This window comes from Cryobacterium sp. Y11 (assembly GCF_002929535.1).
Classification (GTDB): domain Bacteria; phylum Actinomycetota; class Actinomycetes; order Actinomycetales; family Microbacteriaceae; genus Cryobacterium.
On record NZ_PJJO01000057.1, the window covers coordinates 261,368 to 282,130 of the forward strand.

Here is a 20,763-nt window from a genome sequence, read left to right on the forward strand (position 1 = left end):
TACTATCGGGCCAAGAACAGTTCGGCAGCAGTAAAACGCCCAGTGCCAGAGTTCACGGTGCTGGCGTTCCGAGTGAGGAGAAACCGATGACCAGACTGGCCGTCTCACCTTCCTCCGTGGTACGTTCCGAGGTTAATCCGGTCGACGCGCAACCGGTTCGCCGCCAAATTCCGGGGACCGAGCTGTTCGTGCATCCGCTCGCCCTAGGCTGCAATGCCTTCGGTTGGACGGCCGACGGTAACACCAGCAGCGCGATCCTCGATCTTCACCGCGATCTCGGCGGCAATTTTCTCGACACCGCAGACAGCTTCGCCGCTGGCCGCAGCGAGGTCATCATCGGGGGCTGGCTCCGTTCGCGCGGTTCCCGCGCCGAAACCATTATTGCCACCAAGATTGGCCACAACCTGGATAATCCCGGGCTCAGCCAGCACAGCATCGTCGGCGCGGTCGAAGCCAGTCTCGCCCGGCTCGGCACCGACTACCTCGACCTGCTCTATTTTCACTTCGACGACACGTCCGTTGCCCTCGAGCAAAGCCTTGTTGCCGCTGATGCGCTCGTGCAGGCCGGCAAGGTGCGGTACCTCGGGGCGTCCAATTTCTCCGCGGAACGGTTGATGGAAGCGCGGGTGCTGTCGGCCGTCGGCTTGCCCAAGTTCGTCGCCGTCGAAACCCCGTACAACCTCGTGCACCGTTCCGAACTTGAATCGAGCATCGCGGTCGCCGCTCGTGCGCAGAATCTCGGCATCATGCCGGGATTTGCTCTCGCGCACGGTTTTCTGGCCGGCGCCTACCGCACCAAAGCGGATGCCGCCGGCACCGCCCGCGGACAGCTCGCGCGGGCCTATCTCAACCGACGGTCCCTGCGCGTGCTCGCCGTTGTCGATCGCATCGCCGCCGTGCACCGCGTCGCCCCCGCGACGATTGCGCTGGCCTGGTTGCTGGCGCGACCCGATGTGGTGGCGCCGATCGCCGGAGCTGGGCAACCCGATCAGGTGGCGTCTCTCCTGGCGGCGGCAAGCATCCGTCTCGGTCGTGCCGACCTGGCCGACCTGGATCGGGTGTCGAGCAGCATACGTATGCGGTAACTGCTCGTTACCTGATTGCTAGCTACCTGACTGCTAGGCGACCGACTCGTCAAGCACGCGCTGCATTGCACGCACAAGAGCCGTGTGGGCGCCGATCGGGTCGCCGAGGTTGGCGCCGGCAAAAGCGCCGTCACGGGCCAGAAGGAAATCGTCTGACGCGTCACCCGGACGGGCATGGCCCATGCCCCGGAACAGGTCTTCGACGCTGCGCCCGTACCAATCGCGGTGCGCGGCAACGGCCTGACGCACTGGATGCGTCGGGTCGGTGAACTGGGCGGCCGCATTGATGAACGGGCAGCCGTGGAACCCGTCGCGTATTACCTGAGCTGAAATTTCGGCCACAACACCGCGCAGGAGTTGCTCGGGGGTGTCACAGCGTAGCTCAAGCGCGGCGAGAAGCTCGCGGGCCAGGCGGTCCCGCCCCTGCAGATAGACGACGATGAGAGCGTCCTTGGAGCGGTAGTACTTATAGAAGGTGGCCTTGGTGACCTTGGATTCACTGATGATTCGGTCCACACCAACGGTGTGCACACCCTCGGCATAGAACAGGCGGTCGGCGGTGGCGAGAATCCGCACCTTGGCGTGTGTCGCCGGCCGAACGGCCTCATCTGTCGGCGTGGTCATTCTGGCTCCTTTATCGGGGGCCGTATGGGGCCCTGACCGGCGCAAAACCGAGGGTTTGGGCCGGTCAGCTTCCAGACTGTAACACAGGCTAGACAGATCAGTCTGTCGAATCTGGGCGCTTCCTGCGATTTGGTCCAACTGGGGGTGCCAACGCTACTGGTGTTCAGTCGGGCACTTACTGGTATCGGTTTCTTCGACCGAGCTGACACCGGCACGCTGGCGTGACCGGAGCGGTCAAGTAAGGTTATGGATGATATGAACGGTGCAGTCGACTTTCCCCTAGACCAGGCCGAACTCTCGTTTCGGGCCGCCGGTGATGCCCGCGTGCGTCGAACCGTTCTGCCGAGCGGGGTGCGCATTCTCAGCGAGCAAGTACCGGGCGCCCGCAGCCTCACCATCGGCTACTGGGTAGCCGTCGGGTCGCGTGATGAACAGCCCGGCCATTTCGGCTCCACCCACTTTCTTGAGCACCTCCTGTTTAAGGGCACCCCCACTCGGTCGGCGCTGGACATCGCCATCTCCTTCGACGCTGTCGGTGGCGAACACAACGCCATGACCGCGAAGGAATACACCTGCTACTACGCCAAGGTGCAAGACCGCGACCTCGGTATGGCGATCGACGTGCTCACCGACATGCTGACCTCCTCACAACTGGATGCCGGTGAGTTCGAAACCGAGCGCGGCGTCATTCTCGAAGAACTCGCCATGGCCGATGATGACCCGGCCGATGTCGCTAATGAGCGTTTCTTTGAAGCCGTGCTGGGCACGCACCCGCTCGGCCGCCCCATCGGCGGCAGCGCCGACGACATTCGCGGCGCCACCCGCTCGGCAGTGTGGGAGCACTACCAGGCCAACTACCGCCCGCAAGACCTCGTCGTCACCGTTGCCGGGGCCGTCGACCACGATGTGCTCGTCGCCGCTGTCAGCAGCGCCCTGGAACGGGCCGGCTGGGACCTGGGCGTTGCCCAGAGCCCGGTGAGCCGGCGTGGCGGGGCGCCAGCAGATATTGCGCAGGGCCAGGCTCTCACCATCGTCAAGCGACCGCTCGAACAGGCCAACCTCCTGGTGGGTATGCCCGGGCTGCTCGCCACCGACGACCGTCGGGTCACCATGAGCGTGCTCACCTCGATCTTCGGCGGCGGCATGTCGAGCCGTTTGTTTCAGGAGGTGCGGGAGAAGCGCGGCCTCGCCTACTCGGTTTACTCCTTCGCTCCCGGCTACTCTGACGCTGGCCTGTTCGGCATGTATGCCGGGTGCACGCCGGCCAAGGCCGGCCAGGTCGCCGAGCTCATGCTCAGCGAACTGCATCGCCTCGCCGAGCACGGTGTGACCGCCGACGAGATGAAGCGGGCGTCCGGCCAACTGAGCGGGGCATCCGCTCTCGCCCTGGAAGACTCGGACACACGCATGTCGCGGCTGGGTCGTTCCGAAATCACCCTCGGTGAGTTCGCCGACCTCGACGAGGCTCTGCGCCGCCTCGCGCTCGTCACAGCGGATGACGTGCAAGAGCTCGCCGCCGAGCTCGCGAGCGGTCCCGTGTCGATCTGTGCGGTTGGGGCTCTCAAGGATGACGCCTTCGCGGCGATCCTCCCTGGCTGACCGCAGCCACAAAGTCTTTGCACTGTCCGCATCCGTCGGACTTCTGAACTTCGAAATGGACAACGATGCCCCAGTACATCTATTTGGTACGCCACGGCGAGCAGCAAGACGCCGAACACGGGCTACATGATGGCCCGCTGTCGCCGCGGGGAAAGCGTCAGGCCCTGCTTATTGCCGATCGCCTGAGTGGCGTTCCCTTCACCGGCGCGTGGCATTCCCCGCTGCAGCGTGCCGCCGAAACCGCGCAGATCATGGCTGAGCGGTTACCGTCGGTGCACAGCGAATCGTCTGCGCTGCTGTTCGACTGCATTCCCTCTGGCCGGGCCGCCGAAACGCCCTCGGCCTACGACCCGTTTTTCGGCTCGGTCACCGACGATGAAATCGCCGCCGGGCGCGCTCAGATGGAAGACGCCGTTGCCGAGTTTCTGCAGCCGCGGCGCAGCCAGCGCCACGACCTGCTGATCACCCACAATTTCGTGATCGCCTGGTTTGTGCGCGAGGTGCTCGGAGCTCCCGACTGGCGCTGGGTCGGCATCAATCAGGCCAACTGCGGGTTGACCGTGCTTCAGCAAAAGCCCGGCCGCCCGTGGACCCTAGTCACCCATAACGACCTCGGCCATCTGCCGGTTGAGCTGCGCACCGGTTTACCCGAACCGCTGATGTTTTAGGGCCGCATTAATTGGTGCCGAGACGTTTGCGATACCAGTGCGTCGCGTTGGGATTGTCGTTGTAGGCCTCGATTTTGGTATAGCCGGTGCTCGCATAGAGCGCGCCGGCAGCGGCAAGGCTCTTATTCGTGTCGAGCACGACCTCGGCGGCACCCCACGACGCCGCGCGTTGCTCCAGCTCGGCTAACAGCAGTCGCCCCCACCCTCGACCCCGAGCTCGCGGCTGCATCCATAGGTGCTTCACCTCGAATCGCACCGGTTCGTTTTCGGCACGCTCCAAGTTGATACCGTCCAACCGACGGATGCCCCCGCACCCGATATACCGTCGGCCTGCGGCGTCTTCGCCCGAGGCCGGATCGAGCACGACCAGAAACACTCCCTGCGGCGCCACGAACTGCTCCGCCAGCGGAAAAGTCGGCTGATACGCGCCCTGGGACTGCCGAAACGACAGTTCCGGGCTGCTGAAATATTCAGTGAGCAGGGTGAGGGCGTGCGCATCCGCTACCGATACGGCATGAAACTGAGGCATAGCCCTAGAGTATTGCGCCCGGTGAGGGGCGCAGTGATCAATTGGTAGATTGGTCTCATGACAACACGGGTGGCTATCATCGGCGCAACGGGCAAGATGGGCCGCCTGGTCTCCGACCTAATCGACCGAACCGAGGGCTACGAGGTCGTCGCTCGGCTCGACTCGCACAGCGATCTCGACGAGATGCTCGGCGCCGAGATCGCCGTCGACCTCACCCGACCCGACGTCAGCCGCACCGTCGTGGACTTTGCCACCGAGCACGGACTGCGGGTACTCGTGGGTACCTCGGGCTGGAACCAGGAGGGCATCAACTCGCTGGCTCGTCGCCTCACCGACCGCGACGACACCGGCGTCATCATCATTCCCAACTTTTCGATCGGGTCCGTGCTCGCGAGCACCTTCGCCGCGCTGGCCGCCCGGTTCTATGACTCGATCGAGATTGTCGAGGCGCACCAACCCGGCAAGGTCGATTCGCCCTCTGGCACGGCCGTGCGCACCGCCGAACTGATCGGACGGGCGCGCGCCGAACTAGGCCCCGTTTCGGCTCCGCACACCGACCAGCGTGCCCGCGGGCAGCAGATCTCGAGCGTGCCAGTGCACAGCCTGCGGCTGGCCGGACTCCTGGCCCGGCAGGACGTTATTCTCGGTGGCACCGGCGAAACACTCACGATCAGCCATAACACCCTGTCGCCGACCGCCTATGAGAGCGGAATTCTGCTTGCCCTCGCCGCGACCAGAACCGCAACGGGAGTCACAGTCGGTCTCGACCAGATCGTCGACCTGGGATTCGGCTCGGACACCGACGGAACTTCCAAATGAAGGGCAAAATCGCCGTCACTGTCATGGCGGTACTGCTCGTTTTCTACCTTGTCCTGGCTGGCGTGCGCGCCGTTGCATTCATTCAGAGTGGGCAACCGGTCGGCATCGCGATCGGGCTCGCGCTGCTCATCCTCCCGTTGATCGGATTCTGGGCGCTCGCGCGTGAAGTTCTGTTCGGTATCCGCTCCGAGCGCCTGGTACGTCAACTTGAGCAGCTGGGCGAGTTGCCCGAGGCCAATCTACCCACTCGCCCGAGCGGCCGCCCCTATCGGGACGCCGCCGACGCTCAATTTCCGACCTTCCAGGCCGAGGTTGACGCCGAGCCCAAGAACTGGCAGGCCTGGTTGCGCCTCGGCCTGGCCTACGACGCCTCCGGCGACCGCAAACGCGCTCGCGGCGCCATCCGCACCGCGATCGCCCTGGAACGCACCCCGAATTAGCACCGAGCGCCGTTCACACCTGCGGACGTGAGCGGCGATGGCGCCCATCACGGCCCGATTCGCGCAGATGGCTGCAGTCTGCACGGAGCCTTCGGCACCCGCGGCTACGGCTGGCGCAGCATCCAGTCGATCGCGGTGGCCGGCGTGCGGTGGGCGAACTCAAATCCGTCGTCCTGCAGCTTGCCGGAGCTGACCTGCTGGTCAGCGAGCAGCAGCTGGCGGGCGGCATCTTGCAGCAGCAGGGTCAGCATCGCCCGGGGTACCGGCAGACGGAATGGTCGGTGCAACGCTGCGGCGAGAGTGCTGATGATGTCGTTGGCCGTCGCGGGCGTCGGGCCCACCAAGTTGACCGGGCCGGACAACGTCGAGGTGAGTAGGTGCACGATGGCCGCGGCCTCGTCGTGCAGGCTCACCCAGGCCCAGTGCTGTGTTCCGCCGCCGAGCGGCCCGGCGAGGCCGAGTTTGGCGAGCGGAAGCAGGGGCTTAAGCGCCCCGCCCTTGGCTAGTACCAGCCCGGTGCGCAGGGCGACGACCCGGGTCGGCTCCGGCGCGAGTTGCGCCTCAACCTCCCAACGAGTGACGACCTCCGCGAGAAAGTCGGTGCCGTGAGCGGATGCTTCGCTCAGCACTTCCGCCGGCCGATTTCCATAGATTCCCACCGCGGAGCCGTTCAACAGAACGGTCGGCGGACTCGAAGCCCGCCGTAAAGCGTCGGTCAGTGTGCGGGTGGCATGCAAGCGGGATTGCAGGATTTCCTTGCGGTACCCGCTCGTCCACGGTAGCCGGGCCAGTGACGCCCCCGACAGGTTCACGACGGCGTCCACATTGTCGAGCACGCTGGGATCCAGAACCAAGGCGGCTGGATCCCAACGAATTTCGTTGTGGCCCAGGGCTGCTCGCCGCACCAGCCGAACGGGGGTGTGCCCGGCTGCGGCCAGTTGGCGGCCGAGCTCACGACCGATGAGACCGGAGGCTCCGGCAATGAGAACGCGCACCTGTGACCTAGGCCAGTTCAGCTTCAATGGTGATCGGAATCCCGGCGAGTGCCTTGGAGATCGGGCAGTTCTCCTTGGCGTCTTGCGCGAAGGCCTCGAACTCGGCCTCGGTCAGTCCGGGAATCTTCGCGCTGACCAGCAGATGGCTACCGATAACGCCGGTGCCGACGGCGAAGGTGACGGCGGCGGTAGTCTGAATGCTCTCTGGGGTGTGGCCGGCCGCGCTGAGCGCGTTGGCGAGGGCCATGGAGAAGCAGGAGGCGTGGGCGGCGCCCAGCAATTCTTCCGGGTTGGTGGTGTTGGAGACGCCTTCGGTTCTAGCCTTCCAATTTACCGAGAATTCGGCGGAGTGGGAGGAATTGAGGGTGACGGTACCGGAACCGGACGAAAGATCGCCGGTCCAGACGGTGGTGGCTTCACTCGTGAGCGTCGTAGGCATGGTGTTTCCTCCAGATGATTGGATCCCACCCTATCCGCCAGACCTGCTCGGTGAAACAGTCTGGTCTGGGAATTTTATGGGAGCCGGCTCGTCACGCTTGGCCAACCTTCCGACCAGGGGCTTAATTTCTCTCGTGGCCCTGCGTTCCGGTCCCGGAACGCAGGGCGGTAGGAGAAGGCGAGATTCAGGCGTCTCTCACCTGAGCGCCCCGGTTCAGCAGTCCGAATCGCACGAGCAGCAGATATATCTGGCAACCGAGGCAGTAGTCGAAGACCGCGTTCAGAAAGGCCGCGACGAACGCTGCGGCTGCGGCAACGCCGACCGCGCCGGGCACCCCGGCCAGCCCGAGTACCATGCCAACGAGGGTCACCGCCAGGCCGACGCCCTGGGCGAAGGTTGGCGGCGCCGCGTCTTCGAGTTCGCTCGGGGCAGCCAGTCGTGGTCGGACGAATTTCCGAAACAGCGCGCCATACGGATGCCGCCCGGCACCGGCTAGTGTGCCCCAGGCAAACAGGGCCGTGATGAGGGCGAGCAATATCAGCGCGGCAGTGGATGCCCCTGTCAGCGATAGAAAGAGCACGACCAGCAGCAGCACCGCGGTGATCATGGCACCAAACCGTGGCCCGCGCGGATCGAGCAGGGGACGGGTCGGTGTTGACGCCGTAGTGGACGAATTAGCGCGCGACATGGGGGCTCCTGAGGGTTGTTGCCGTGCTTTTTACGAGGGGGGACGAGCCGCGCGGCGCTGACCCGAGGTCGTCCAGCGCTGCCACAATGTCGGCCCGGTTCGGTACCCCGCCCACGTGGGCGCACACCCGGCCTGCCCCGTCCAGAATCAGCGTGGTCGGTGTTTGTGAAATCTTGTACCGGTTGGCCAGGTCGGCGCGGCGGGTCAGGTCCACATCCACGTGCACCACACCGGGTCGGGAATCCGCCACGGTGCGCAGCAGGCGCCGGGTGCCGGGGCAACGAGCGCACAACTCGGTCGAAAACTGCAGCAGGGTCGCCGCAGTGCCGAAGGGGATCGTGGCCGCGACATCAGCTGCCGAAATCATCGTGCCCGCGACGCGGGCCACACGCCCCTGCCGGGCTCTCCATAACAGTCCAAGTACGGTCGTGGCCGCGAGTAGTGCAGCCACCAGGCCGATCGCTTCGAGGGGGTTCATAGCTTCAACGCTACGTGGGCGCGCAGGCGAATGCGCAGTATGACGAGAGATTACGCACGCTCGCGGAGCGTCTGGCGGCGAGCGCGGATGGATGAGGCTAACCTGAGCAAGTGTCTGATACTAATTCTTCTCCCGAACCAGCGTCACGCTCTGAAATTGAGTTTCGATCCGACATGACCGTCGAGCTTGTCCGCGCGAGCGCCCACGACTCCGACGTGTTGTTTGCCGCCCGGGTCTCGACCCTGGGGGAGCAGACCCTGGAGCAGAGCCAGCTTGATGGGTCCGAGAGCGAGGGAGACGCCAAACGCGATCGTGGCCTGATCAACTTTCTCATGCGCGACCGCCACGGCTCGCCGTTCGAGCACAACTCCATGACGTTTTACGTGCGCGCACCCATCTTCGTGTTTCGCGAGTTCATGCGCCACCGCATTGCCTCCTACAACGAAGAATCGGGTCGCTACCGGGAGCTGAACCCGGTGTTCTACGTTCCCGCTGCCGAGCGGAACCTTGTGCAGGTGGGCAAGGCGGGTGCCTATGATTTTTTGCCCGGCACCGCCGAGCAGACCGCGCTGGTGCAGCAGCAGACCCGTGCCGCCGCGATTGGCGCCTACGAGGCATATCAGCGAATGCTCGAAGCCGGCGTCGCGCGTGAGGTCGCCCGCATCGTGCTGCCGCTGAACATCTACTCCTCGATGTACGTCACGCTCAACGCTCGCTCGCTGATGAATTTTCTGAGTCTGCGCACCAAGCGCGAGGGCTCATCGTTTCCGTCGTTCCCGCAGCGCGAGATCGAGATGTGCGCCGAGCAGATGGAAACCCATTTCGAGAAGCTCATGCCGCTGACCTACGCCGCCTTCAACAAAAACGGCCGAGTCTCCCCATAATGTTTCGCGAGAAGTGCCCCGATGATTGGTTCGTCGGGGCACTTTTTTGCGCTCTCGCGGAACGAAGGACACGGAGACGATAGCCTGTAAGTCGTGTCTACCTCTACGAATCCCTTTGGCCAGGTGCTGGTCGCACTGGTCACCCCGTTTACCTTTGATGGCGAAGTGGACTGGGCTGGGGTGGAGAAGCACATCGACGACGTCATTAATGCTGGCGCTGATGGCATTGTCGTCACCGGAACGACCGGTGAAACCAGCACCCTGACCGACCCGGAGAAGATCCGTCTGGTCGAGGTGGGCAAGTCGGTCGCCAACGGCCGGGCCAAGATCATCACCGGCGGTGGCTCCAACGAGACCGCACACGCCATGCAGCTGGCCCGCCAGAGTGAGAAGGCCGGTGCGGACGGCAATATGATCGTCACCCCGTACTACAACAAGCCCACTCAAGCTGGCATCCTCACCCACTTCCGCATGATCGCCGATGCCACCGACCTTCCCGTGATTCTCTACGACATCCCCGGGCGCACCGGCGTCGCCATCGCGTACGAGACCATCCTGCGCGCCGCCAAGCACCCCAATATTCTGGCCATCAAAGATGCCAAGGGCGACTTCGCCCAGGTCAGCCGGGTGCTCAACCAGACCGGCCTCATGTACTTCTCGGGCGACGACCCCAACGTGCTGGCCCACCTGTCGATCGGTGCGACCGGCCTGATCGGGGTCACCAGCAACATCACGGCCGCCCCGTACCGGCAGATGGTTGACGCGGTCAACCGCGGCGAGCTCAAGGTCGCCACCGCAGCCCATCAGCAGCTCGAACCGCTCGTCCGGGCCGTGATGACCCACGTTCCCGGCACGGTTGCCGTGAAGTACATCCTGCACGGCCTCGGTCGCATCGGCAGCCCGCGGGTGCGCCTGCCCCTGGTCGGCCCCGAGGACTCCGAGGCAGCCCAGATCGAAGACGAGCTCTCCTTGGTGCAGAACATTCCCGGCGTAGACTTCTCCAACTTCCGCCCAGACCGCAACGCCGCCGCCGGCGGATCACTCCCCAAGGTCGCCGGCACCACCCGCTAACCCCCTGATCGTGGGCTCGTGGCACTCGTTGGTAGCGGTGCCACGAACCGTAACAGGTGCCGCGAGCCCCGTTGCGGGCCGCCACACGTGCCGCGAGTCCGTTCAACCCGGCGAGCGACTTGCACACAGTGCCTTCCCTGCTGGTCGAGACCCAGCATCTCAATCGTTCGCAAACTCGCGCCTCGGTCAGCGGGCTTGACCAAGACGCAGCTGCACACGTACCGCTAGGCTCAGGCCATCGAGCTTGACCAGGTCCGGTCGGCCGGGTGGGGGAGTCTCGTGAACATTGCACGTAAATGGGTTTTTCCCATTCTTCGATTGATCGTGATTGCGGCCATTGCCGTTGCCTTGGTCAAGATCGCCTTCTACCCTGATACCGCCGCCGACAGCAATCCCGCCGAACCGACCGGCGTCATCGTCGAACCACAGATTCCGGTCGCCCTCGGCACGATCAGCAACGATGTGACCCTGCCCGGAACGGTTAGTGCCGATCCGGCCGTCGGCGTCAAGGCGACCGCCATCGGCACGGTCGATGAAATCTTCATCGCGGCCGGTCAGGCGGTGAATAAGGACGACAAAATTTACGACATTCGGGTTGAGACGATCAAGGACCCGGTCGAAACAACGGATGCCGACGGTTTCGTCACCATCACCCAGCCCAAACCGGTGATCACCTTCGCCAAGGTGCTCGCCCCAACTACCGGAATCCTCAGCTCGCTCACGGTAATCCACGGTCAGACCGTGGCCGTCGGTGACGCCACCGGACAGGTCGCGCCGCCGAGCTTCTCGGTGAGCGGCTCGCTCAGCCCCGAGCAGCAGTATCGGCTGCTGACCAAGCCGACCGAAGCATCCGTCGCCATCACCAACGGGCCGGCGCCGTTCACCTGCACCGGGCTGGCCATCAGCACCCCGCTGGCCGGGGAGGCGGCCGGCGGCGACGGGTCCGGTGGTGTGACGGGTGCGAGCGGCACGACGGTGACCTGCGCGATTCCCGCCGAAGTCACGGTGTTTTCCGGCCTCGCGGCGCAGATCACGATCGCCGCCGGCCTGGCCGAAAACGTACTCGTCGTGCCGACGACCGCCGTCGAGGGCTCCGCCCAAACCGGAGTCGTCTGGTTCGTGTTGCCCGACGGCGGCACCGAGGAACGCCCCGTGACGCTCGGCATGACCGACGGCGTCAACGTGCAGGTCGTCGACGGACTCGTCGAGGGCGATCTGATCAACCAGTTCGTACCGGGTGCAGTCGCCGGCGGCGACTCGGGCTGCGCGCTGCAGCCGGACGGCAGTGAAATCTGCTTCGGTCCCAGCATCTCGAGTTTCGGGATCTCCGGATGACCCTGCTGCACCTCGAAGGCGTGACTCGTACCGTGCAGCTCATCGATGCGCCGCCGCTGACGATTCTCTCCGGCGTCGACCTCACCGTAAACGTGGGGGACCGCGTCTCGATCGTCGGCCGTTCCGGTTCGGGCAAGACCACCCTGCTCAACCTGCTCGGGCTGCTCGACAACCCCACGAGCGGCATCATGCTGTTCGAAGACCAACCGGTACAGGAGTTGTCCTCGGGCGCTCGCGACCGCCTGCGCGGCCGCGAAGTTGGCTTCATCTTTCAGCAGTTCAACCTGCTGCAGGGCCGCACCGCCCTGGAAAACGTGATGACCCCGCTGCTCTATGCCGAGGGACGTCAGTTCTGGCAGCGATCCAGAATCGCCAGCGAGATGCTCGAACGGGTCGGCCTCGGTGACCGGCTCGGGTCGCTGCCCGACCGATTGAGTGGTGGTGAGCAGCAGCGCGTCGCGATCGCTCGCTCGCTCGTGCGCGGCCCGCGGCTGATTCTCGCCGACGAACCCACCGGCGCCCTCGACCTCGAAACCGGCGAAACGGTAATGGACCTCATTGATCAAGTCGCCACCGAATCCGGGGCAGCCCTGGTGACCATCACGCACGACCCCGCCATCGCAGCCCGGGCGACCACACACCTCCGGCTTGACCACGGTGTGCTGCAAGTCAGTGGCACGGTGCTGGCGTGAAGCGCGTCGTGACCAACCTGGTTGGCTCGGTCATCGAAGCCTGGCAAGAACTGCGCATCCACAAAACCCGGGTCATGCTGTCGCTGATCGGTGTCGCCGTCGCCGTCTGCGCCATCACCACAGTGGTCGGGCTCGGCGCGGTCGCCCAGCAGGCGACCGTCGAATCGAGCGAACGTTCCGGCGGGCGTGCGGCGAGCCTGTTTCTGTCGGCGTCGATGAACGATGGCTCCACCCCGCCGGGAATGCCGGAAATCTGGCGTACGGCCCTTGATCGCTACCAGATCGACTACGCCAGCCGGGTCGTTCACACCAGCCAGACGGTGCAGTTCTCCGACGGCGCCGTGCCGGTACAGACCGTCGGCGTCGACGCGCCCTACGGCACCATGCACCGCATCACCGTCGAGGAGGGCGCCTGGTTTACCGACAACGACCAGGCGAGGCTCGCCCCTGCCGTGCTGGTCAACTCCATCTTCTACGACCGTCTCGGTAGACCAGACCTCGACACCCACCCGACAACGACCCTGATCGGTGACCGCACCACGACGGCCGTCGTCACCGGCGTCTACCCTGCACTCTCGTGGGAAACCGAACCGGCCATGTACATGCTCGCCGACGCACTCACCGCCATCACGCCCGTTGTCAGTGACCCGAACCTCCAACAATTCGGGCCGCCATCCTACGAGCTGTGGGTGCCCGTTGACGTGTCAGAGCAGCTGGTGATCGCGCTGCAACGCGACGTGCAGGGTGCCCTCGGACGTGAGGCATCCGTTTCAGTGAACCGGCAGGACTACGCTGCGTTCCAAGACAGCGACCCGTTTCTCTCGCTCAAGCTCACGGTCGGAGCCATCGCCGGGCTCGTGCTGCTGCTCGGTGCGCTCGGCCTGGTCAATATCGCCTTGGTCACCCTCAAGCAACGCATTCGGGAGATCGGTATTCGGCGCAGCTTCGGCGCGACCGCCAGCCGGGTGTTCTTTGCCGTCATGATGGAAAGCGTTGTCGCGACAGTTGTGGCCGGAATCGTCGGGGTGATCGCCGCCGTGCTTATCGTCAAGAGCCCGTTCGTCGAGGACTTCATCAGCCAAGGCCAGGTCACCGACTTTCCTCCATTCCCGGTAGAAGCGGCCGTTCTCGGCCTGGTCTGTGCCACGGCCGTCGGCGCCCTCGCCGGTCTTATCCCCGCGCTCGTGGCGGTACGGGTGAAGGTGATCGACGCCATCCGCTACTAACTGGTCGGTCAAACGGATGCGCTGGCACGGCTTTCGCAGGTCAGTCGCGCCGGGCGTGGGCGTGGGGCACGGGAATGTCACCGGTGCTTGGTAGCGTTATTTCATGGCTACGAGCACTAAGTCGACCGGGCGTTCCCGCACCCCGGCAGCGAAGGGCGCTCCGGCGCGCAAACCCCAGGCGCGGGGTGGCGGCCAGACTGCCGCGCAGAAGACCGTCAAGTTCACCGCGGTCGAGGTTAAACCGAGTGCGGGAGCCCGCGCCTGGATGGGCCTAGCCCACCTCACCGGCGGGGCCGCCCGTGCCCTCGGCCTCGAAAAGCTCTCCAAAGACGAACGCCGTGACGGCCTGCCGTTCTTTCTCGTGCTGCTGGCCATCTCCGGCGCCATCATCGAATGGTTTCTCATTAACAACGTCGTGGCTCAACAGCTCGATGCGTACACCTTTGGCGGACTGTTCGGCCGGGTCGCCTTTGCCCTGCCGGTCATTTTGCTGCTGTTCGCCATCTGGCTGTTTCGCAAACCGAGTTCGGTGCACGATAACGGCCGCATCGGCATCGGGCTCAGCCTGCTGCTTGTCACCATTTCCGGGCTCTGCCACATCTTTGGTGTGCAGCCAGAGCCGCAAGACGGCATGCCGGCCCTCGCCCTGGCCGGCGGAGTGATCGGCTGGATGATCGCCGCCCCGCTCATCCTGCTGACCACGTCCATCGGCGCAACCATCATCGTCATCCTGTCGTTGCTGCTGAGCCTGTTCATCATCACGAAAACCCCGCCTAACCGCATTGGTCATCGCTCCCGCGAGCTCTACGAATGGCTATTCGGCGCACAGCTGAGCGACGCCGACGAGCACGTGGCTAGCAGCAAGGGTGCCAAGTCGGGCAAGACCGTTCAGATCGAACTAGATGGCGTCGACGACGATGACGGCACAGAGGGCGCACTGCCCTGGTGGCGCCGCAACAACAGCAAGCGGGAAGAAGACCCCAATTTCGGCAGTGCGTTGTCGACCGAAAAGAGCGGCACCGACGCCAAAACCGCAGCCGCAGACGCCGCCGACCCGATGAGCGTGCTGCTCGGCGGAGGCCAGTCGCGGGGCGGCTTCGACAGCGCCATCGAATCCGAGGTCACCGACCACACGACGCCGCCCGAAGAAGACCATTACGGCACCGAGGTGCTCGAAGACCTGCGCAAGGCCGAACTCGCCGTCAAGCGCTTCACCGGCGAGGTCGACCTCGGCGGGGCTTCCACCGGCCTGCGCTCCGACGACCCGGCTGGGCACACCGAGGTGCTCCCCGGCTTTGACGATATTTTCCCTGAATTGAGCCAGGCAGTGGATGCCGATGGCGCGGCACTGCCACCCCTCGCCTCCACTGACCCCCACCCGGCCATTCCGTATCTCGTGCCAGCGGCATCCACTCTGACGGCCGGCCCGCCGGCCAAGGCCCGCTCGGCCGCCAACGATGACGTCGTCAAGTCGATCACCGAGGTGCTGCGCCAGTTCTCGGTCGATGCCAAGGTCACCGGATTCTCCCGCGGGCCGACGGTCACCCAGTACGAGATCGAGCTCGGCCCCGGCGTGAAGGTCGAGCGGGTCACCGCGCTGAGCAAGAATCTCTCCTACGCGGTCGCCTCGAACGAGGTGCGCATTCTTTCGCCCATTCCCGGCAAGAGTGCCATCGGCATCGAGATTCCCAATACCGACCGTGAGATCGTGACCCTCGGCGACGTACTGCGGTCGAGCACCGCCACCAACGCCACCCACCCGATGACCATCGGCGTCGGTAAGGACGTGGGCGGCGGTTTCGTCATCGCCAACCTTGCGAAGATGCCCCACCTGCTCGTGGCCGGTTCGACCGGCTCTGGTAAGTCGAGCTTCGTCAACTCCATGATCACGAGCCTGCTGATGCGCGCGAAGCCGAGCGACGTGCGCATGGTGCTGATCGACCCGAAACGGGTCGAGCTCGCCGCCTATGCCGGCGTACCGCACCTCATCACGCCCATCATCACCAACCCGAAGAAAGCGGCCGAGGCGCTGCAGTGGGTCGTGAAAGAGATGGACATGCGTTACGACGACCTTGCAAGCTTCGGTTTTCGCCACATCGACGACTTCAACAAGGCCGTCGTCAACGGCGAGCTCGTGCTGCCGGTTGGCAGCGAACGAAAGCTCAAGCCCTACCCGTACCTGTTGGTCGTCGTCGATGAGTTGGCGGACCTCATGATGGTCGCCCCGCGCGACGTTGAAGACTCCATCGTGCGCATCACCCAGCTAGCACGTGCCTCCGGAATTCACCTCGTACTCGCCACTCAGCGACCGAGCGTCGACGTGGTCACCGGGCTGATCAAGGCCAACGTGCCGTCACGGTTGGCCTTCGCCGTCACGAGCGTCACCGACTCCCGGGTCATCCTCGACCAGCCCGGCGCTGACAAGCTCATCGGTCAGGGTGACGCGTTGTTCCTGCCAATGGGCGCCTCCAAAGCCGTGCGTGTGCAGGGCGCCTGGGTCACCGAGGATGAGATCGAGAAGGTTGTCAAGCATGTCACCATGCAGGCCAGGCCGGACTACCGGCCCGATGTCTCCATGGTTGCTCCGCGCAAGGAGATCGACTCTGATATCGGTGACGACCTTGAGGTGCTCCTCGCCGCGGCCGAACTCGTCGTGTCGACCCAGTTCGGGTCGACCTCGATGCTGCAGCGCAAGCTGCGGGTCGGTTTCGCCAAGGCCGGCCGACTGATGGACCTGCTCGAATCCCGCGAAATTGTTGGCCCTTCCGAGGGTTCCAAGGCCAGGGACGTTCTCGTCACCGCCGAGCAGCTGCCGAGCGTGCTCGCTCGTCTGCGGGGCTCCGACGATGAACAGCACGCCCTGAAGGCGCAATCCGACGACTCCCGTGCCGCGTCGGCACCCGACTCGCGCTACGCGGACGATCCGGTGGAGAAAATGTCACAGGGGTATCCTGAGGTGGACGGTACCTCTGACGACGAGGATGCTTGGAAACTAACGGGCAGGGACTGAACATGGCGACATCGCAAGCATCCGTCGCCCGCCCCAGCAACTGGAACCTGCCCAACCTGATCACGGTCGTGCGCATTCTGCTGGCCCCGGTTTTCATCTGGATGCTCCTGGCCGACAATGGCGAGCTCGACGCCCTGCGCTGGGCCGCCGCCGTACTATTCATCATCGCGATCGCCACCGACGGCATCGACGGCATGATTGCCCGGCGACATAATCTGGTGACTGACCTCGGCAAGATTCTCGACCCGATCGCCGACAAGATCCTTACCGGCGGGGCCTTGGTCTGTCTGTCCATCCTCGACGAGCTGCCCTGGTGGGTGACCATCGTCATCCTCGTTCGCGAAATCGGCATCACCGTGTTTCGGTTCGTCATGCTGCGTGACCGGGTCATTCCGGCCAGCCGCGGCGGCAAGCTCAAGACCATTGCCCAGTCCGTGGCTATCTCGCTCGCGCTACTCCCGTTCCAGCTGGTCTTCGGCGACTGGGTGGACTGGCTCAACACGGCGACCATGACGATTGCTCTCGTTCTCACCGTCGTTTCCGGCCTCGACTACCTGCTCTCGGCCTGGCGCCTGCGCAAGCATGACGATGCCTGATCCGTCCGCCCAACCAGCGGATGCCACGGCCGAGTTGATCGCGGAACTCACCACCCGCCACCTCACCATCGCCGTGGCCGAGTCATTGACCGGGGGACTGCTCGTGGCCGAACTCGTGCGCATTCCCGGAGCATCCGTTGTGGTGCGCGGGGGAGTGGTGGCGTACGACTCCGCCCTCAAACGCAGCTTGTTGCAGGTCGACAGCAGCGTGCTCAACGTGTACGGCCCTGTGCACGCCGACGTCGCTAAGCAAATGGCGAGCGGCGTACGTACCCTCCTGGCAGTGAACGAGGTGCGCGCCGACGTTGGTGTCTCCACCACCGGAGTGGCCGGACCAGGCCCAGACGGTAGCCACCCGGCCGGAACCGTCTTTATCGGACTCTCCACGGGCACGGGCTCCTGGGCCATTCCCTTGCAACTCGACGGCGACCGCACCGAGATTCGCACCGAAACCGTGCGCCAGGCCATCGTTGCTGTGCGTGCGCTGATAGCCCAGCGTGACGCGGAATAGTTCGTGTTACAGGCTGGTTACATCGAGGGAATTCACAAGTAAAGCCCAATGTTTTTCGGTTAGTGTCAGCTAGTCAGATGAATGACGTAGTGTAGGCAACAACTGGTAATACAATAATTTGGGTTTACATTATTAGGCATAAGAAGGAGGTTCCGATGATTCTTGTTCGTCAGGAAATCGGCGATGTACTCAGGGACTTCCGCCTGCAAAAGGGGCGTACCCTGCGTCAGGTCGCAAGTAAAGCCAGCGTCGCGCTCGGCTACCTCAGCGAGGTAGAACGTGGACAGAAAGAAGCATCTTCGGAGATTCTCGCGTCCGTGGCTGACGCACTGGAGACTCCGATTTCGGTCATCATGCGTGAAGTTGGTGACCGTCTCGCCGTCATCGAGGGAATAGACCAGTTTCCCGATACGGTACCCGACGACTTCGTCACCACGTTTGATTCCAATCTGATGGTGCGGTAGTCGCCCTCGCATTTTAGTCACAAAACACCACCGCCGACACCTTGTGTCGGCGGTGGTTGTCTGTCAGGAGTGCCGTGCCAGTGTCATCCAGGGGAGAATTATGCGGTTGAGTGAATTTCGCACCGCACTCAAGCTCGAGTTCGGTGAGGCCTACGGGCGGGTACTCACACACGATCTGGTGCTGACGCCTTTGGGGGGGCGTACGGCCGACCAGGCTATTGTCGACGGCGTTCCCGCCCGCGACGTTTGGCTTGCGCTCTGCGTTGAGGTCGATGTTCCACGCAGTCGCTGGTACGGCGCGGGAATCCCCGCGCCTCGCCAGTAGGGCACCGATCGATCGGGTCTGGTCCGAGCGCCTCCCGCCTAGTCGAACTTTGGGTTAGGCCGACATTTCGACACGCCAGAAAACATGTCCGGCAATGATCGAATACCTGTTCGGTCTTGATAGGCTCCTCCACAGCAGACACTCTGACGAGTTCTCCACCGTTCGATCGTGCTCTCGGCCAATGTCGGAGGCGGCGCGTACAGTCGAATTTGTCAAAGAAAGTCAGTAAATGCCTTGTCGAATCAGGCACCGGGGTTGTCCCGATGCCCGGTCTGACAGCCTACAGGCGCCACCATGCACACCCCGAAAAACGGAGCTGTGCAGAACCCAAGGAGATCACGACCATGGCATCACAAGCGAACCGCGAGAAGGCCCTCGAAACCGCCCTCGCACAAATTGACCGTCAGTTCGGCAAGGGCTCGATCATGCGCCTCGGCAGCGACGAGCGCGCTCCCGTCGAAACTATCTCGACCGGTTCGATCGCCCTCGACGTCGCGCTCGGTGTTGGTGGGCTGCCGCGCGGTCGCATCGTGGAGATCTACGGCCCGGAGTCCTCGGGAAAGACAACCCTTACCCTGCACGCGATAGCGAACGCGCAGAAGAACGGTGGCATCGCCGCCTTCATCGACGCCGAGCACGCTCTCGACCCGGAGTACGCCAAAAAGCTTGGCGTGGACATCGACGCTCTGCTCGTATCGCAGCCAGACACGGGTGAGCAGGCCCTCGAAATTGCCGACATGCTCGTGCGAAGCGGGTCTATTGACCTCATCGTTATCGACTCGGTCGCCGCCCTCGTGCCGCGCGCCGAGATCGAAGGCGAGATGGGTGACTCCCATGTCGGCCTGCAGGCACGCCTCATGTCCCAAGCGCTACGCAAGCTCACCGGTGGCCTGAGCCAGACCAACACCACCATGATTTTCATCAACCAGCTCCGCGAAAAGATCGGCGTGTTCTTCGGCAGCCCGGAGACCACCTCTGGCGGTAAGGCACTCAAGTTCTACGCCTCCGTTCGGCTCGACATTCGCCGCATCGAAACACTCAAAGACGGCACGGAAGCCGTCGGTAACCGCACCAGGGTCAAGGTCGTCAAGAACAAGATGGCGCCGCCCTTCAAGCAGGCCGAGTTCGACATCATCTACGGCATCGGCATCTCCCGCGAGGGCAGCCTGATCGACTTCGGTGTCGACCAGGGCATCGTCAAGAAGTCCGGAGCCTGGTACACCTACGACGGCGACCAGTTGGGCCAGGGTAAAGAAAACTCTCGCAACTTTCTGCTCAAGAACCCCGATATGGCCAACGAGATCGAGCGCAAGATTCTGATCAAGCTCGGCATTGGTCCAGAGGGCATCGCGGCCAAGGCTGCCGAGAAGGCAGCTGCGGCCATCGTGGCCGAGGCTGAAGCGAAGGCTAAGGCTGAAGCGGATGCTGCGGCGGTGCTGGCCGGCGGTCCGGTCGCAGTCAAGGCATCGGCAGTACGCAAGAGCGCCTAGCTTTGGTACCAACGCTGCAGCGCAACACCTAGCAACTGCACCAACACGAGCACGACGATGAAAGGCAGGTCACGGGAATGGTTCATTTTGAACCCACAGACCACGCAGCACCGCAAGCAGACGCCGGTTTGGCTCCCGTGACCTACCTACCCGGTGCGGCACCGGGCATGAAACGCCGCTCACCGCTGCCGCCGACCCCCGCCCGCGCTACCGAGGCCGACGCTGAGATCAACGCCGACACCGACACCGACGCGGAGGCCGACGTCGAGATCAACGCGGACGCCGACGCACTCGACCAGCGTGAGCGGGCCGAGAAGGTGTTGCTGCACCGGTTGCGTGGCCGCTCGCTCTCCACCGTCGAGGCCCTGCTCGTCTTGAACGGCACCGGGATTGACTCCGGTGAGGCGAGCGAAATCATCGAGAAGTTCATTCAGCTGCAGTACCTCGACGAGGGCAAGCTTGCCGATCAGATCATCCATAGCCATAACGTGCGCAAGGGTCTTGGTCGCACCGGTGTCGAGGCTGAAATGCGTCGGCGCAAGCTCGACCCGAGCGTCATGATGGACAAACTCGAAGAGCTTCCCGACGACGAAGCCGAGCGCGCCATCGACCTGGCCACCAAGCGCATTGGGCAGATGGAACGCTACGACGACCAGACCATTGACCGCCGACTCACCGGGTTTCTCATGCGCAAGGGCTACGGCTCGGCCGCCGTGCGATTGGCGGTCAAGGCGGCCATGGACAGCCGCGGCGGTGGCGGCGGTTCGCGGGTGCGCTTTCGTTGAAACCCTGCGA

The 20,763-nt window shown here is 64.1% G+C and carries 23 protein-coding genes; 17 read left to right on the forward strand and 6 right to left on the reverse strand.

Annotated features, from left to right (window positions below; all coding sequences use genetic code 11):
* Positions 1-86 precede the first annotated feature (86 nt).
* Complete coding sequence (locus CXY75_RS11870) at positions 87-1,085, forward strand: aldo/keto reductase (RefSeq protein WP_104083013.1); 999 nt, start codon at positions 87-89, stop codon at positions 1,083-1,085.
* 33 nt (positions 1,086-1,118) lie between these two features.
* On the opposite strand, the gene CXY75_RS11875 is transcribed toward CXY75_RS11870, so the two are convergent.
* Positions 1,119-1,709, reverse strand: a complete 591-nt coding sequence (locus CXY75_RS11875; RefSeq protein WP_104083014.1) for a TetR/AcrR family transcriptional regulator — start codon at positions 1,707-1,709, stop codon at positions 1,119-1,121.
* Positions 1,710-1,964: 255 nt separating this feature from the next.
* Between CXY75_RS11875 and CXY75_RS11880 the strand changes: the two genes are divergently transcribed.
* Together CXY75_RS11880 and CXY75_RS11885 are read left to right on the forward strand one after the other, a co-directional pair.
* Positions 1,965-3,308 (forward strand): pitrilysin family protein, encoded by a 1,344-nt coding sequence (locus CXY75_RS11880; RefSeq protein WP_104083063.1) that lies wholly within the window; start codon positions 1,965-1,967, stop codon positions 3,306-3,308.
* A gap of 65 nt (positions 3,309-3,373) precedes the next feature.
* A complete protein-coding gene (locus CXY75_RS11885; RefSeq protein WP_104083015.1) occupies positions 3,374-3,976 on the forward strand; it encodes a histidine phosphatase family protein in 603 nt (200 codons plus the stop codon).
* Between the two features lie 7 nt (positions 3,977-3,983).
* Here the strand turns inward: CXY75_RS11885 and CXY75_RS11890 are convergent, their stop codons facing one another.
* A complete protein-coding gene (locus tag CXY75_RS11890; RefSeq protein ID WP_104083016.1) occupies positions 3,984-4,505 on the reverse strand; it encodes a GNAT family N-acetyltransferase in 522 nt (173 codons plus the stop codon).
* 57 nt (positions 4,506-4,562) lie between these two features.
* Here CXY75_RS11890 and dapB point away from each other — a divergent pair, with 57 nt between their 5' ends.
* Entirely contained in the window at positions 4,563-5,324 is a 762-nt protein-coding gene (dapB, locus tag CXY75_RS11895; RefSeq protein WP_104083017.1) for a 4-hydroxy-tetrahydrodipicolinate reductase, read from the forward strand.
* Positions 5,321-5,764 carry a hypothetical protein gene (locus CXY75_RS11900; RefSeq protein ID WP_104083018.1) on the forward strand — a complete coding sequence of 148 codons (444 nt, stop codon included), beginning with the start codon at positions 5,321-5,323 and terminating at the stop codon, positions 5,762-5,764. The genes dapB and CXY75_RS11900 overlap by 4 nt, the downstream gene beginning before the upstream one ends.
* 104 nt (positions 5,765-5,868) lie before the next feature.
* Here CXY75_RS11900 and CXY75_RS11905 read toward each other — a convergent pair whose 3' ends face one another.
* The 4 genes from CXY75_RS11905 to CXY75_RS11920 all read right to left on the reverse strand — a co-directional run bounded on the left by CXY75_RS11905 (position 5,869) and on the right by CXY75_RS11920 (position 8,364).
* Positions 5,869-6,759, reverse strand: coding sequence for a TIGR01777 family oxidoreductase (locus tag CXY75_RS11905; RefSeq protein ID WP_104083019.1), 891 nt, complete (start codon positions 6,757-6,759; stop codon positions 5,869-5,871).
* A 7-nt stretch (positions 6,760-6,766) separates the two neighbouring features.
* A complete protein-coding gene (locus tag CXY75_RS11910; protein WP_104083020.1) occupies positions 6,767-7,198 on the reverse strand; it encodes an OsmC family peroxiredoxin in 432 nt (143 codons plus the stop codon).
* Between the two features lie 184 nt (positions 7,199-7,382).
* Positions 7,383-7,886 carry a DUF4395 domain-containing protein gene (locus tag CXY75_RS11915; RefSeq protein WP_104083021.1) on the reverse strand — a complete coding sequence of 168 codons (504 nt, stop codon included), beginning with the start codon at positions 7,884-7,886 and terminating at the stop codon, positions 7,383-7,385.
* Positions 7,873-8,364 carry a thioredoxin family protein gene (locus tag CXY75_RS11920; RefSeq protein WP_104083022.1) on the reverse strand — a complete coding sequence of 164 codons (492 nt, stop codon included), beginning with the start codon at positions 8,362-8,364 and terminating at the stop codon, positions 7,873-7,875. Before CXY75_RS11920 ends, CXY75_RS11915 begins: the two co-directional genes overlap by 14 nt.
* 173 nt (positions 8,365-8,537) lie before the next feature.
* Between CXY75_RS11920 and thyX the strand changes: the two genes are divergently transcribed.
* From thyX to CXY75_RS11980, 12 genes are all read left to right on the forward strand, one after another.
* The gene (gene thyX, locus CXY75_RS11925; protein WP_104083023.1) at positions 8,538-9,248 is read left to right on the forward strand and encodes an FAD-dependent thymidylate synthase; all 711 of its coding nucleotides are present in this window, start codon (positions 8,538-8,540) and stop codon (positions 9,246-9,248) included.
* Between the two features lie 93 nt (positions 9,249-9,341).
* Positions 9,342-10,319 (forward strand): 4-hydroxy-tetrahydrodipicolinate synthase, encoded by a 978-nt coding sequence (dapA, locus tag CXY75_RS11930; protein WP_104083024.1) that lies wholly within the window; start codon positions 9,342-9,344, stop codon positions 10,317-10,319.
* Positions 10,320-10,598: 279 nt separating this feature from the next.
* Positions 10,599-11,654, forward strand: a complete 1,056-nt coding sequence (locus CXY75_RS11935; RefSeq protein WP_199182444.1) for an efflux RND transporter periplasmic adaptor subunit — start codon at positions 10,599-10,601, stop codon at positions 11,652-11,654.
* Positions 11,651-12,346 (forward strand): ABC transporter ATP-binding protein, encoded by a 696-nt coding sequence (locus CXY75_RS11940; protein ID WP_104083025.1) that lies wholly within the window; start codon positions 11,651-11,653, stop codon positions 12,344-12,346. Before CXY75_RS11935 ends, CXY75_RS11940 begins: the two co-directional genes overlap by 4 nt.
* Complete coding sequence (locus CXY75_RS11945; protein WP_233201858.1) at positions 12,343-13,572, forward strand: ABC transporter permease; 1,230 nt, start codon at positions 12,343-12,345, stop codon at positions 13,570-13,572. The genes CXY75_RS11940 and CXY75_RS11945 overlap by 4 nt, the downstream gene beginning before the upstream one ends.
* A 103-nt stretch (positions 13,573-13,675) precedes the next feature.
* Positions 13,676-16,582, forward strand: a complete 2,907-nt coding sequence (locus CXY75_RS11950) for a DNA translocase FtsK (RefSeq protein ID WP_104083026.1) — start codon at positions 13,676-13,678, stop codon at positions 16,580-16,582.
* A gap of 2 nt (positions 16,583-16,584) precedes the next feature.
* Positions 16,585-17,178: a CDP-diacylglycerol--glycerol-3-phosphate 3-phosphatidyltransferase gene (pgsA, locus tag CXY75_RS11955; RefSeq protein WP_104083027.1), complete on the forward strand. Its 594-nt coding sequence runs from the start codon at positions 16,585-16,587 to the stop codon at positions 17,176-17,178.
* Positions 17,171-17,689, forward strand: a complete 519-nt coding sequence (locus CXY75_RS11960) for a CinA family protein (protein WP_233201859.1) — start codon at positions 17,171-17,173, stop codon at positions 17,687-17,689. The genes pgsA and CXY75_RS11960 overlap by 8 nt, the downstream gene beginning before the upstream one ends.
* A 155-nt stretch (positions 17,690-17,844) precedes the next feature.
* Positions 17,845-18,153 carry a helix-turn-helix domain-containing protein gene (locus CXY75_RS11965; protein ID WP_104083029.1) on the forward strand — a complete coding sequence of 103 codons (309 nt, stop codon included), beginning with the start codon at positions 17,845-17,847 and terminating at the stop codon, positions 18,151-18,153.
* 100 nt (positions 18,154-18,253) lie between these two features.
* Positions 18,254-18,478, forward strand: coding sequence for a DUF3046 domain-containing protein (locus tag CXY75_RS11970; protein ID WP_104083030.1), 225 nt, complete (start codon positions 18,254-18,256; stop codon positions 18,476-18,478).
* 344 nt (positions 18,479-18,822) lie between these two features.
* Positions 18,823-19,968 carry a recombinase RecA gene (gene recA, locus CXY75_RS11975; protein ID WP_104083031.1) on the forward strand — a complete coding sequence of 382 codons (1,146 nt, stop codon included), beginning with the start codon at positions 18,823-18,825 and terminating at the stop codon, positions 19,966-19,968.
* 137 nt (positions 19,969-20,105) lie between these two features.
* Positions 20,106-20,753, forward strand: coding sequence for a regulatory protein RecX (locus tag CXY75_RS11980; RefSeq protein ID WP_233201860.1), 648 nt, complete (start codon positions 20,106-20,108; stop codon positions 20,751-20,753).
* Positions 20,754-20,763: the final 10 nt, after the last annotated feature.